Raw genomic sequence first — 12,997 nt, forward strand, 5'->3', positions numbered from 1 at the left:
ATGTCCCCTGCTTTCAGCTTTTTTCAGTTCCCAAAGTGAAAAATGGATCCCAATATCAGGGATCCATTTTAAATCAAACCAGTTCTATTTTTGCCAATTCCTCCAAATCGACATCTTCGCCGTAGTCGACGTTGTCGAATTCAAAACCGTTTATCTTCATAAAGTCTTCAACAAAGCCTTCAATATCTGTGATATCCCTCACATTTTCATTTGTCACATCTTTGAGGATACTTTCAACTTTGTTCTGTATCTCTTCTTCCAATTCCAAATTGTCGGGACGAACCCTGCCGTTCTCATCAACAATCCTGTTTTCCCCATATATCATATCTCTGAAGAGTCTGTACTTCTGTTCGATTTCTCCCTCGTGGGTTCCCGCTTCCTTCATTACCTTGTACAAAACTGCGCCGTAAACGGGGAATATGGGTATGTATATGCTGGCTTTGGTCACTATCGCCTTGCTGGAAGATATAAGCGCTTCTCCATGATATTTTTCACCAATGCTCGCCTGTAGGATACTTGCCGTTTTTTCAAGATGTTTCTTTGCCTGTCCTATTGTCCCGTCCTTATAAATAGGATAAGTTGCTTTTGATCCAAGATATGTGTAAGCGATGGTCTTGAATCCTTCTGCCAGGACTCCTTCTTCTTCCAACATGTCCACCCACATTTTCCAGTCTTCACCGCCCATGACTTTTATTGTGTCCTGGATCTCCTCTTCCGTAGCCGCTTCCATTACCTCTTCTTTGAGGTTAAGACTGTTTATATCTATAGAATACCCTCTTACTTCTTCCCCTATGCTCTTTAAAACAGATGAGTACGTTGTCCCGTCTGTAGGATCTGTACGTCTGTTTGACGCCAGGCTATATATCAGCAGATCTATTTTCCCGTATTTGTCCTTGATGTAACTTATGACCTGATCTTTCATTTCCTTAGAGAACGCATCTCCTACAAAATCTTTAAACTCCAGACCCTCTTCTCTTGCAAATTGTTGAAAGAAGACATTGTTCCACCATCCGGCTGTTCCTGTTTTTGATTTCCCTTTCGGCGGCAGTTCAAAAGATACATTGATAGTGGAAGCGCCGCAGCCAAATCCCAATGCTATTCTACTTGCCAGACCGTAACCTGAAGAACCGCCGATAATCAGCACTTTTTCCGGCCCCTTAAACTTTCCCGCCTCCTTTACGTAGTCTATTTGCCTTCTCACATTTTCCTTGCATCCAATAGGATGGACCCTTACACAAATGTTGTTTTTTACAACCGGTTTTATTATCATTAATATTCCCTCCAGAATTTCTTTTTAGGTTGACAATTCAATTACTTTGTATTATATTGCAAATATACTTTGATTGTCAAAGAATTTGATTGTCAAAATAAGATGTAATTTTTTAGGAGGCTTACACTTGGAATTAAATGAAATAATATCCATCATCGAAAAACTTGAAAACAGCAATATTACGGACTTCTATTTAAAAGAAGCAGATTTTGAAATGAATATAGTAAAAAAAACAGCTAATATCACAGCTTCTCAGGCTGTTACCCTTCCTGAGAATGTAATAGGGCAAATTCATTCAGTGCCTGCAGTTCCCGCAAGCACTACTGAATCCATGTCTGAAAACACAGTAAAAATCACTTCCCCACTGGTAGGCATTTATTATGAGGCCGCCTCCCCCGAGGCGCCTCCTTTTAAGCGCCCCGGCGATACCGTAAAAGAAGGCGAAGTCGTATGCATCCTGGAAGCCATGAAGGTCTTCAATGAAATAAAAAGCCCTTGGAATGGAATCGTCAAAGAAGTACTTGTATCGAATCAGGACATCGTAGAATATGACCAGACACTCATGATAATAGAAAGGACCAACTGACATGGCCCCTTTTACAAGAGTCCTAATTGCCAACAGAGGCGAAATCGCCGTACGGATCATCAGAGCATTGAAAGAGATGGACATAGAATCGGTAGCAGTTTACTCGACTGCCGACAAAGACAGCCTTCATGTAGCTTTAGCTGATTATTCCATATGCATAGGTTCAGGTTCGCCAAAAGACAGTTACCTTAATATGGAAAGAATACTCAGTACAGCCGTAACTCTTGGAGTGGACGCCATACATCCTGGATACGGATTTCTTTCTGAAAACAGCAGATTTGCAAAAATGTGCGAAGAGTGCAAGATAACCTTTATCGGCCCTGATTCTCAAGCCATTTTAAACATGGGAAACAAGTCTACAGCCCGGGATCTGATGATCAAAAGCGGAGTACCGGTCATCCCAGGTTCTGACGGTCCTATCTCGGACATATCCGAAGCCTACGATGTAGCTGAAAAAATCGGATTCCCCGTCATCATTAAAGCTTCCATGGGAGGCGGAGGCAAGGGAATGCGTATTGTCAACACTAAAGAAGAATTGGAAAGTTTTGTTACTCAGGCAAAAAATGAAGCGCAGAATGCTTTCGGAGATTCTTCCGTTTACATCGAAAAATACATTAGCGAATCAAGACACGTGGAGTTCCAAATCCTGGCCGACAAATTTGGAACTACTGTTCATTTGTTCGACAGGGAATGCTCCATTCAAAGAAACAATCAAAAGATGATCGAAGAAGCTCCGTCTTCCTGTGTTCAAGAGTCCCTTAGACAAAAGATGGGCGACAGTGCCATAGCTGCAGCCAAGGCGATAAATTATTATAGTGCCGGAACTGTTGAATTCTTGCTTGACATGGATAACAACTATTATTTTATAGAAATGAATACACGTATTCAGGTCGAACATCCTACTACAGAAATGATAACAGGTGTCGATCTTCTTAAAGAACAGATACGAATCGCTCAAAACGAGAAATTGACATTTACCCAGGAGGATTTGAGCGTTCGGGGGCATGCCATAGAATGCAGGATCAATGCCGAAGACCCCGAAAATAATTTTGCCCCAAGCGCCGGAACCATATCGGATTTGCATCTACCCGGCGGAAACGGTGTTAGAGTTGATACCCATATATATCCCGGTTATAAAATCCCGGTTTTTTATGATTCCATGCTATGCAAAATAATCTGCTGGAGTCCTACTCGAAACGAAGCCATCAATAAAATGAAACGGGCTTTGGATGAACTTGTGGTCGGTGGGATCAAAACCAATGCAACTCTTCAAAAACGAATTTTGAACCATCCGGATTTTCTGGAAGGCGATATAAGTACGAGTTTTGTAAATAAAATAATCGGATAGGTTTGATATAATGTTTAAATTATTTGGAAAACAAAAGAAATTCAATGCTAAACAATTTACACAAAAGGATGTGCCTCAGCAGCTTTACACAAAGTGCGACAACTGCAATGACATGATATACTATGAAGATTTGAAGTTGAACCTGGATGTCTGTCCTAAATGCAGTCATCACATCCCCATAGGAGCCTACAGACGTTTGGAAATAACTTTAGACCCCGGTTCCTTTAGAGAATTCAACAGACATATAAAGACAGGCAATCCTCTTGATTTCCCTACATATGAAGACAAGCTTGCCAAGGCTTCCAAAGCTTCGGGTATTAAAGAAGCCGTCATCACCGGTTATGGAGATATTCAAGGAAAAAGATCGGTCGTATGCGTAATGGACTCAAATTTCATGATGGGTTCCATGGGAAGCGTGGTAGGAGAAAAAATAACTCGAGCAATCGAAAAATCGATAAAACACAAGATCCCCCTCATCATATTTTGCGCATCAGGCGGTGCACGGATGCAGGAGGGCATTGTCTCGCTAATGCAAATGGCAAAGGTCAGCAGCTCGCTGAAAAAGCACTCTGAAGAAGGCCTCTTGTACATAAGCATTTTGACCCACCCGACCACCGGTGGGGTCACTGCAAGTTTTGCCATGCTTGGGGACATCATATTGGCCGAACCAGGAGCCTTGATAGGCTTTGCCGGTCCGAGGGTCATCAAGCAAACGATCCGACAGGATCTGCCTGAAGGATTTCAAAGTGCCCAATTTCTTCAAGACCACGGCTTTTTAGACAAAGTCGTCCATAGAAAAGACATGACACGGACACTTTCAAAAATCCTTAAGATCCATGGAGGTGAATAAAATGGACAATAAATCAACCGTCATCGGCACGGAAGCATCGGCAATAAGACACAATCCATGGGAGAATGTCAACATTGCACGAAATAACCGACGACCAACTTCCAAGGATTACATAGACACCATATTCGATAACTTCATGGAATTTCATGGAGACCGAGCCTACGGGGATGATCCTTCTACAATTGGCGGTATTGCAATGATCAACGATATTCCCGTTACGGTAATAGGTCAGCAAAAGGGCCGAACTTTAGAAGAAAACCTGAAGCGCAATTTTGCAATGCCGTATCCCGAAGGTTACAGAAAAGCGTTGCGTCTGATGAAACAAGCTGAAAAATTCAAAAGACCCATAGTATGTTTCGTGGATACACCCGGTGCGTACTGTGGAATAGAGGCCGAAGAACGCGGCCAAGGTCATGCCATCGCAAATAATCTTTATGAAATAAGCTCTATCAGCGTCCCCATTATTTCCGTGGTCATAGGAGAGGGCGGCAGTGGCGGAGCCCTGGCTTTGAGCGTGGGTGATCGAATCTGGATGATGGAATACTCCGTCTATTCGATTTTGTCTCCTGAAGGCTTTGCATCCATTCTTTGGAAGGACAGTTCAAAGGCCGAAGAAGCTGCCAGGCTTATGAAGCTTACTTCTTATGATCTGTTTGAATTGGGAATATCTGAAAAAATAATTCCCGAGCCTGACGGTGGTCTTACCGTGGATTCAAACAGCAGGGAGACCATGAGCTATCTGAAGGAACAATTGTTGACCGAACTAAAACTACTAAAATCTCTGCCTGAAAAAACCCTCTTGAAAAAGAGATATCAAAAATACAGAAGCATGGGCTTGTGATTTTAGGAAGGAGCAAGATTTGGATACATGTAAAATTATAGCCGCCGGTAAAGCAGCGGCACAAAGGACAGTCACCAACGATGACCTTTCAAAGATAGTGGAAACAAACGACGAATGGATATCATCGCGAACCGGCATAAGCCGGCGCCAGATCACATTCGATGAATCCACCACTGATCTGGCTTACAGGGCTTCAGTTGATGCAATAAACAAAAGTGGAATAGATAAAAATACTATAGATCTTATAATAGTAGCAACAATATCCCCTGATTTCTTCATGCCTTCGACTGCATCCATGTTACAATATAGATTGGGACTTAATGAAAATAATGTAACAGCATTCGATTTAAACGCTGCATGCACAGGGCTGATATATGCAATACAGGTAGCTGACAAATTCATAAAATCGGGTTCCGTCAGAAGAGCTCTTGTTGTTGGAAGTGAAACTCTCTCACGAACTATAGATTGGAACGACAGAGGTACTTGCGTTTTATTCGGCGATGGAGCGGGCGCACTGCTTCTGGAGAGATCCGATTCAGGGATAATGGCGGATTATACAAACTCCCGAGGCGATGCGGAAATGAATCTAGTTCTTCCGGCACTTCCATTGGATAGCCCGTTTTCTTCAAAATTGGACAGTCCCCCATCAAAGATGACAATGAATGGCGGTGAAATATTCAAGTTTGCCACTTTTGCAATCAAGGATACCATCGACAACCTTCTGAGATCCTCAAGAATTGAAATTGAAGACATATCTTTGGTCATTCCCCATCAGGCAAACGGGAGAATAATCTCAAAGGTTAGCAAGTTAACAAAAATCCCCTTGGAAAAGTTCTATCTGAATCTATCGAAGTACGGCAATACTTCATCAGCGAGCATTGGCCTGGCACTTGCCGAGGCCATGGAAGATGGACTGATAAAAAAGGGTGACAAAGTGCTTCTCGTAGGTTTTGGCGGCGGTCTTACCTGGGGTGGCGTCATTCATGAGTTTTAACAAAAATCAATCAATCAACAAAGGAAAATCCTTTGAAATAAAAAAACAATTACGGAGGTAATGATAATGATTAAAGAAAAAGTAACTGATATTTTAGTAGAAGAACTAGGTGTGGAAGTTGAAGAGGTAGTTGACAGCGCAAACATTCAAGAAGACCTGGGTGCCGACTCTTTGGCAATCGTAGAAATCGTAATGGCTTTCGAAGACGAATTCGACATAAAAATTCCTGAGGAAGATGCTGCTTCCATGATAACAGTTAAAGACATCGTCGAATATTTGGAAAACAAACTGGGTTAACCAAATGTCCGAAAATAAAATTGCTATGATATTTCCCGGCCAGGGGGCACAGTCCCCCGGAATGGCCAGGGAACTTTACGAAAATTTTGATGAAGCACGAGAGATCTTTGAGAGATCAGAAGAAACTTTGCCTTTCAACGTAAAGGAACTTTGCTTTGAAGGTCCCTCATCAATCTTGGATAACACGGTTTATGCACAACCATGCCTACTAACTGCTTCCATGGCAGCTTTAGAAGTCTTGCGAAGTAAAACTGAATTGCACCCTGACTTTTATGCCGGACTGTCACTTGGTGAGTACACCGCTTTGACTGCATCCGGAGTTTTTGGTTTTGAAGAGGCTCTCAATTTAGTACACAACAGAGGCAAGTTTATGGAATCCGCCGTACCCCAAGGTTTGGGAACCATGGCCGCAATTATCGGACTTGATCCCGCTACCATAGAAGAATCGTGTCTGGCAGCATCCGGCCTTGGAATTGTGGAAGTCGCCAATTACAATTATTCCGGACAGACCGTCATCGGCGGAGAAGTTTCTGCAGTGGAAAAAGCAATGGAGATTTGCCTCGAGAAGGGAGCAAAAAGAGCAGTTCCGCTAAGCGTAAGCGGCCCTTTTCATACTTCCATGTTGAAGCAGGCCTCTCATGATCTGACTGCATTTTTGCAAAATTTTACTCTTTCGGCAATGAATGTTCCCGTCATATCAAACTACACTGCAAAACCTTACGAAAGCTTAGCCGTAGTCAAGGAGTTTTTGTCCATGCAAGTGATCTCGCCGGTTCGATGGCAGCAAAGTGTTGTGTACATGATCGAATCAGGGGTGGATACCTTTATTGAGATCGGTCCTGGCAAGACTTTGACTAACTTCATAAAAAGAATAGACAAAAAAGTCAGGACTTTGAATGTTGAAGACTTGAAATCTCTTGAAAATACTTTGAAGATTTTGGAGGATAAATAAATGTTGGAAAACAAGACTGCTGTAGTTACAGGTGGTACCAGGGGAATCGGCCGAGCTATAGTGCTTAAACTGTCTCAAATGGGAGCAAATGTAGTTTTCAATTACAGATCCAACGATGCCATGGCCCAGGAACTTGTGGAACTAATCCAGGCTACCGGAAAAAAAGCTTTGGCAGTAAAAGGAGACGTTAAAGATTTCAACGATGCTGCCGAACTGATCGCTCTGACCGTCAAAACATTCGGATCTATTGATATTTTGGTAAATAATGCAGGAATAACAAAGGATTCATTAATTTTAAGAATGACCGAAGAGGATTTTGACGATGTAATAAATACAAATCTAAAGGGCACTTTCAATTGCATCAAGCATGCGGCCAAACCCATGCTGAAGGCAAAAAAGGGCCGAATAATAAATATGGCTTCCGTTATCGGTTTGATAGGAAATCCAGGACAGGCAAATTACGCCGCTTCAAAAGCCGGCATAATCGGACTCACCAAGGCAGTTGCAAAAGAGTTCGCCACAAGAGGGATCACTGTCAATGCCATAGCGCCAGGTTTCATAGAATCCGATATGACCGACAAACTATCCGACGATCAAAAATCTGCCATATTGAAGAACATACCCGCCGGAAGCCTGGGCAGTGCAGAGGATGTAGCTTCTCTTGTAGGGTACCTGTCAACGGACGAAGCGAAATACATAACCGGTCAAGTCATCAATGTTGATGGCGGCATGGTTGTTTAGGAGGATGTTAATATGAATAGAGTCGTCATCACAGGAATGGGAGCAATTACTCCACTGGGCGAGGATGTAAATGAATTTTGGGAAAATGTTAAATCAGGGAAATGCGGTATAGACAGAATAAGCAGATTCGATATAACAGGATTTGATGTCACCATGGCCGCTGAAGTCAAATCATTTGATCCCGAAAGATATATCCACAAAAGAGAATTGAAAAGACTTGATAGATATTCACAGTTTGCCATATATGCTTCACACCAGGCATACGATGATTCAGGTCTGGCAGATTGTGAATTTGACAGAGAAAGATTCGGGGTCATCGTTTCCAGCGGGATCGGCGGGATCGAGACTTTTTACGAGCAAACAAAAAAACAGATCGAAAAGGGTTTTGACAGAATTTCTCCATACTTCATACCAATGATGATCCCCAACATGGCTGCAGGCAATGTAGCGATAGCTCTAGAAGCCAAAGGTCCCTGTCTTTCAGTGGTTACAGCCTGCGCTTCTGCCACAAATGCCATAGGGGAAGCATTTCATAAAATAAGATCCGGAATCATGGATGTAGCCGTTGCAGGCGGAAGTGAAGCTTCCGTATGCGAAACGGGTGTAGCGGGATTCATGTCAATGAAGGCACTGAGTACATCCGACGATCCCTTAAGAGCTTCAATCCCTTTCGACAAGGACAGGGACGGATTCGTTATGGGAGAAGGCGCCGGAGTTTTGATATTGGAGTCGTTGGATCATGCTCTCAAAAGAAATGCCCGGATCTACGGTGAAATCGTAGGCTATGGAGCAACATGCGATGCTTATCACATAACGTCCCCTGCACCCGAAGGTGAAGGTGGTGGAAGAGCGATGAAACTGGCTGTTTCCGATGCCAATTTGGCGCTTGAAGATGTTTCGTATATAAACGCTCACGGCACGAGCACCTACTACAACGATCTTAACGAAAGCGCCGCAATAAAAAACCTGTTTGGAGATCACATAAAATCTCTTGCAGTCAGCTCTACAAAATCTATGATCGGACATCTGTTGGGCGCTTCAGGCGGAGTAGAGGCAATCGTTTGTGTAAAAGCTCTGGAAGAAGGGTTCATACCACCTACTGCAGGTTATAAAAACCCTGATCCTGAATGTACCCTTGATTATGTACCGAATGTGGGCAGAAAACAGGACATCTCAGTTGCCCTTTCAAATTCTTTGGGATTTGGCGGACATAATGCTACCATTGCCTTTAAAAAATGGCAGGAACAGGAGTAAGCGTATGATACTTAACAGCAATCAGATCCAAGAAATCATTCCACACAGATATCCTTTTTTGCTGATCGACAGAATCACGGAATTGGAACCGGGCATAAAAGCCGTAGGAGTAAAAAATGTAACTGCAAACGAATATTTCTTTCAAGGCCATTTCCCACAGGAACATGTAATGCCGGGAGTGTTGATCATCGAAGCTTTAGCCCAAGTCGGAGCTGTAGCTCTGTTGAGCCTGGAGGAAAACAAGGGTAAAATCGCATATTTTGGCGGAATAAAAAAAGCCAAATTTAAAAGAAAAGTCATCCCGGGAGATACGTTGATACTTGAAACTGAAATCATCCGCAGCATGGCCGGTGTCGGAATTGGAAAAGCAACGGCATACTGCGATGGTGAAATATGTGTAGAGGCTGAACTGACCTTTGCCGTTCAATAAAGCGCTTATGCGCTTTTTTTGTTTGGATAATTTATGATTGATAAATTATTCCCTTGGTGTCATACTGGAACATAAGGGGGGTGAAACAATGATCTCTTTTGTTTTGGCTGTAGGAAAAAACAATGAAATGGGAGTTGACAACAAACTTCCCTGGCATTTGCCTTCAGACCTTAAGTATTTTAGAAAACTGACCGAAGGAAAACCCATGATCATGGGCAGAGAGACTTTTGAAAGCCTTCCCGGCATACTCCCAGGAAGACTCCACATAGTGTTGACAAGAGATCCTGATTACTCTGTTGAAAGTCCGCAGGTCACGATTGTAAATTCATTGGATGAACTTCTGGCCATGTTGTCACCAGGCCAGGATTACAACGTTATAGGAGGCAAAATGATATTCGACCTTCTGCTGTCTTATGCCGACAGGATATATTTAACAAAAATCGATTCAACTTTTAATGCTGATACATATTTTTCTGAACCGGATCCCAAGGATTGGGAGATCGTAGAAGAAAAAGAGGGTACACTGGATGAGGAGAATACTCTCGTTCATAAATTTATAATTATGGACAGAAAAAAGGAAAGATGATCCCTCATCTTTCCTTTTTCCTTTATATTTCCGCTTCCACTCTCAGTATGTCCGCCCTGTCAGTTTTCTCCCAGGGAAGATCTATGTCGCTTCTTCCGAAGTGTCCGTAAGCTGCAGTCTTTTTGTAAATGGGTTTTCTTAGATCCAGGTCTCTGATCATGGCAGAAGGTCTAAGGTCAAAGTTTCTTTTTATGAGCTCTACAAGCTTCTCGTCACTGACTTTTCCCGTGCCAAATGTCTCCACGTATATAGACACCGGCTTTGCTACGCCGATGGCATAAGCCAACTCAACTTCACACTTCTTTGCCAACCCTGCCGCCACAATATTTTTTGCAACGTATCTTGCAGCATAGGCACCCGATCTGTCGACCTTTGTAGGATCCTTTCCCGAAAACGCCCCTCCACCGTGTCTGCCATAACCTCCGTAGGTATCAACTATTATCTTTCTTCCTGTAAGGCCTGCATCGCCCTGTGGTCCCCCGATGACGAATCTACCGGTGGGATTTATATAAATCATTGTCTTGTCGTCCAGGAAATCTTCATCTACCACCGGCTTGATCACATATTTGATGAGATCCCTCCTGATGGTATCCAAATCGATTTCCGGGCTGTGTTGTGTCGAAATAACTATGGCATCCACTCTAATGGGCTTGTCGTCCTGATATTCAATGGTAACTTGAGTTTTTCCATCAGGTCTTAAGTACTCCAAGGTCCCATTTTTTCTCACGTCTGTGAGCTTTCTGGAGAGTCTGTGTGCCAGTGATATAGGCAGTGGCATTAACTCGGGTGTTTCATCACAGGCAAATCCGAACATCATACCTTGATCTCCCGCACCAATCTCAGCTTCGTTGCCTTCCTCTTCACCAGACTTGACCTCAAGAGACTTGTCAACCCCCATGGCAATATCTGCAGATTGTTCGTTAATGGAAGTCAAAACAGCACAAGTGTCACAGTCAAAGCCATACTTTGCTCTGGTGTATCCAATTTCTCTGACAGTCTCCCTGACTATCTTTTGTATGTCAACGTAGCAGTCTGTGCTGATTTCTCCTGCTACCATCACCATCCCTGTAGTAACAAGTGTTTCACAGGCCACCCTGGCATCTGAATCTTGCTCAAGTATCGCATCGAGTATGGCATCGGAGATTTGATCGCACATTTTATCAGGATGCCCTTCAGTTACAGATTCTGAAGTAAATAATTTTTTTGTCATAAATATCCTCCATTCATTCAATAGTAAAGTAAATTAAGAAAACCCCGCCTGTTAAAGGACGGGGTCAAAGACCAAACAGTCCTTATCATTCAGATTATTCTGTAGGTATTGGCACCAAGCTAAATAGCCGGTTGCCGGGTTTCACAGGGCCTAGTCCCTCCACCACTCTGGATAAGGTAAATCTCTTATTCAATTGAAAATATCATAGCACAGTTTATCTGTGGAGTCAACAGTTGGTAGGTTTGATCAAATTTTGAAATCCTTGTGGATCCTTGTATGTTTGTACGTCTTCTTTCCTGTTTCATAATCATCCACTATGTTTCCATGACCTATCATTTTGTATTTGTAGATCAACAACCCTTCAAGCCCTACGGGTCCTCTGGCATGTATTTTGTTGGTGCTTATTCCAACTTCGGCTCCAAACCCGTATCTGAATCCATCGCTGAACCTGGTGGAACAATTCCAAAATACGTTTCCTGAATCTACAAGATCCATAAAAGTCCGGGCCTTGCTTTTGTCCGATGTCACTATGGCATCCGTATGCCCTGATCCGTACTTGTTTATGTGCCCGATAGCTTCTTCCAGGTTATCCACCATCTTTATTGCAAGCTTGTAGTCCAGATATTCTGTCTTCCAGTCCTCTTCTGTAGCCGGTTCAACATCGATCATCTCTCTAACTCTCTCGTCTCCTACTATCTCAACGTTTTTTGCTTCCAGAGATTTTTTCAGGACCGGCAAAAAATCAGCTGCGATCTCATTATTTACAAGTAGAGTCTCTGTTGCATTGCAAACAGCCACATACTGGGTCTTCGAATCGGTTACTATCCTTACCGCCATATCGATATCTGCATCCACATCCACATAGCAATGGCATATCCCGTCTGCATGCCCGAGAACCGGAATGTTTGAATTTTCCATGATATATTTCACAAACTCGTTTGAACCTCTTGGAATTATCAAATCTATAAAATCATCGAGTTTAAGCATTCCTCCCACATCTTCTCTTGTTTCAGCAAGTTGGATCCAACCTGATGGAATGCCCGCTCTATTTGAAGCCTCCTTTATGATTTCATACAAGACCCTGTTTGTTTCCCTGGCCTCGCTTCCGCCTTTTAAAATGACACTGTTTCCGCTCTTTAAGCATAATGTGGAAATTTGAACCAATGCATCCGGTCGCGATTCAAAGATCACTCCAATCACTCCAATGGGGCAAGTGACCTTGTAGAGCTCCAGATCGTCATCCAGAACTGTGGTTGCCAATGTCTTGCCCACTGGTTCATCAAGCTTTCTCAAGCTTTCCACGCCTGATACCACATCCATGATCTTTTTGCCGTCAAATTTCAATCTCTTTAAAAGCGGTGCTGAAAGATTTTCATCCTCGCTTCTTTTCAAGTCTTTCATGTTAGCGTCTTCGATATCTTTTATTCTATTTTGAAGCTCTTTGGCTATTTCTGCCAAAGCCGTATCCTTGATTTTCGATTCAACCGCCGCCAAATTTACCGATGCGGATTTAGCCGCTTGGGCAGCTTCATTTATATTCATGCAATTCCCTCCAATTACCATTAAATATTAATAATAATGATACTATAGGGATGATAAATATGCAATATAAGTCTTTATCGCGTATTGTTTGCTGCT

General features: G+C 42.8%; 14 protein-coding genes and 1 riboswitch. Of the genes, 11 read left to right on the plus strand and 3 right to left on the minus strand.

Translation table 11 applies throughout. The annotated features are described in order from the left end of the window. Positions 1-73: 73 nt before the first annotated feature. Positions 74-1,270: an enoyl-ACP reductase FabV gene (gene fabV / locus IWB18_RS02145; RefSeq protein ID WP_195681953.1), complete on the minus strand. Its 1,197-nt coding sequence runs from the start codon at positions 1,268-1,270 to the stop codon at positions 74-76. Between the two features lie 127 nt (positions 1,271-1,397). Between fabV and accB the strand changes: the two genes are divergently transcribed. From accB to IWB18_RS02200, 11 genes are all read left to right on the plus strand, one after another. Then, positions 1,398-1,856, plus strand: coding sequence for an acetyl-CoA carboxylase biotin carboxyl carrier protein (gene accB / locus IWB18_RS02150; RefSeq protein WP_195681954.1), 459 nt, complete (start codon positions 1,398-1,400; stop codon positions 1,854-1,856). Between the two features lies 1 nt (position 1,857). Beyond that, entirely contained in the window at positions 1,858-3,204 is a 1,347-nt protein-coding gene (gene accC / locus IWB18_RS02155) for an acetyl-CoA carboxylase biotin carboxylase subunit (RefSeq protein WP_195681955.1), read from the plus strand. 7 nt (positions 3,205-3,211) lie between these two features. Then, complete coding sequence (gene accD / locus IWB18_RS02160; protein WP_408626547.1) at positions 3,212-4,054, plus strand: acetyl-CoA carboxylase, carboxyltransferase subunit beta; 843 nt, start codon at positions 3,212-3,214, stop codon at positions 4,052-4,054. Position 4,055: 1 nt separating this feature from the next. Next, entirely contained in the window at positions 4,056-4,895 is an 840-nt protein-coding gene (locus IWB18_RS02165; RefSeq protein WP_195681957.1) for an acetyl-CoA carboxylase carboxyltransferase subunit alpha, read from the plus strand. Between the two features lie 19 nt (positions 4,896-4,914). Further along, entirely contained in the window at positions 4,915-5,889 is a 975-nt protein-coding gene (locus IWB18_RS02170) for a beta-ketoacyl-ACP synthase III (RefSeq protein ID WP_207740723.1), read from the plus strand. Positions 5,890-5,955: 66 nt separating this feature from the next. Then, complete coding sequence (gene acpP, locus IWB18_RS02175) at positions 5,956-6,186, plus strand: acyl carrier protein (RefSeq protein ID WP_269747893.1); 231 nt, start codon at positions 5,956-5,958, stop codon at positions 6,184-6,186. A gap of 4 nt (positions 6,187-6,190) precedes the next feature. Then, positions 6,191-7,138: an ACP S-malonyltransferase gene (fabD, locus tag IWB18_RS02180; RefSeq protein WP_195681959.1), complete on the plus strand. Its 948-nt coding sequence runs from the start codon at positions 6,191-6,193 to the stop codon at positions 7,136-7,138. Further along, positions 7,139-7,879 (plus strand): 3-oxoacyl-[acyl-carrier-protein] reductase, encoded by a 741-nt coding sequence (gene fabG, locus IWB18_RS02185; protein WP_195681960.1) that lies wholly within the window; start codon positions 7,139-7,141, stop codon positions 7,877-7,879. Between the two features lie 12 nt (positions 7,880-7,891). Continuing rightward, a complete protein-coding gene (fabF, locus tag IWB18_RS02190; RefSeq protein WP_195681961.1) occupies positions 7,892-9,133 on the plus strand; it encodes a beta-ketoacyl-ACP synthase II in 1,242 nt (413 codons plus the stop codon). 4 nt (positions 9,134-9,137) lie between these two features. Further along, positions 9,138-9,563 carry a 3-hydroxyacyl-ACP dehydratase FabZ gene (gene fabZ, locus IWB18_RS02195; RefSeq protein WP_195681962.1) on the plus strand — a complete coding sequence of 142 codons (426 nt, stop codon included), beginning with the start codon at positions 9,138-9,140 and terminating at the stop codon, positions 9,561-9,563. 88 nt (positions 9,564-9,651) lie between these two features. Beyond that, positions 9,652-10,149 (plus strand): dihydrofolate reductase, encoded by a 498-nt coding sequence (locus IWB18_RS02200; RefSeq protein ID WP_195681963.1) that lies wholly within the window; start codon positions 9,652-9,654, stop codon positions 10,147-10,149. 22 nt (positions 10,150-10,171) lie between these two features. Here IWB18_RS02200 and metK read toward each other — a convergent pair whose 3' ends face one another. Together metK and IWB18_RS02210 are read right to left on the minus strand one after the other, a co-directional pair. After that, complete coding sequence (metK, locus tag IWB18_RS02205) at positions 10,172-11,359, minus strand: methionine adenosyltransferase (protein ID WP_195681964.1); 1,188 nt, start codon at positions 11,357-11,359, stop codon at positions 10,172-10,174. 79 nt (positions 11,360-11,438) lie between these two features. After that, positions 11,439-11,537, minus strand: a riboswitch (SAM riboswitch). Between the two features lie 68 nt (positions 11,538-11,605). Continuing rightward, positions 11,606-12,901 carry a glutamate-5-semialdehyde dehydrogenase gene (locus IWB18_RS02210; RefSeq protein WP_195681965.1) on the minus strand — a complete coding sequence of 432 codons (1,296 nt, stop codon included), beginning with the start codon at positions 12,899-12,901 and terminating at the stop codon, positions 11,606-11,608. Positions 12,902-12,997 lie beyond the last annotated feature (96 nt).

This window comes from Alkalibacter mobilis (assembly GCF_015594845.1).
In the GTDB taxonomy this organism is placed as follows: domain Bacteria; phylum Bacillota; class Clostridia; order Eubacteriales; family Alkalibacteraceae; genus Alkalibacter; species Alkalibacter mobilis.

What these genes read in the sequence shown, in the direction of transcription:
- fabV (WP_195681953.1), bottom strand. Translation starts at nt 1,270, where the DNA reads ATGATAATAAAACCGGTTGTAAAAAACAACATTTGTGTAAGGGTCCAT.
- accC (WP_195681955.1), top strand. Translation starts at nt 1,858, where the DNA reads ATGGCCCCTTTTACAAGAGTCCTAATTGCCAACAGAGGCGAAATCGCC.
- IWB18_RS02165 (WP_195681957.1), top strand. Translation starts at nt 4,056, where the DNA reads ATGGACAATAAATCAACCGTCATCGGCACGGAAGCATCGGCAATAAGA.
- acpP (WP_269747893.1), top strand. Translation starts at nt 5,956, where the DNA reads ATGATTAAAGAAAAAGTAACTGATATTTTAGTAGAAGAACTAGGTGTG.
- fabD (WP_195681959.1), top strand. Translation starts at nt 6,191, where the DNA reads ATGTCCGAAAATAAAATTGCTATGATATTTCCCGGCCAGGGGGCACAG.
- fabG (WP_195681960.1), top strand. Translation starts at nt 7,139, where the DNA reads ATGTTGGAAAACAAGACTGCTGTAGTTACAGGTGGTACCAGGGGAATC.
- fabF (WP_195681961.1), top strand. Translation starts at nt 7,892, where the DNA reads ATGAATAGAGTCGTCATCACAGGAATGGGAGCAATTACTCCACTGGGC.
- fabZ (WP_195681962.1), top strand. Translation starts at nt 9,138, where the DNA reads ATGATACTTAACAGCAATCAGATCCAAGAAATCATTCCACACAGATAT.
- IWB18_RS02200 (WP_195681963.1), top strand. Translation starts at nt 9,652, where the DNA reads ATGATCTCTTTTGTTTTGGCTGTAGGAAAAAACAATGAAATGGGAGTT.
- metK (WP_195681964.1), bottom strand. Translation starts at nt 11,359, where the DNA reads ATGACAAAAAAATTATTTACTTCAGAATCTGTAACTGAAGGGCATCCT.
- IWB18_RS02210 (WP_195681965.1), bottom strand. Translation starts at nt 12,901, where the DNA reads ATGAATATAAATGAAGCTGCCCAAGCGGCTAAATCCGCATCGGTAAAT.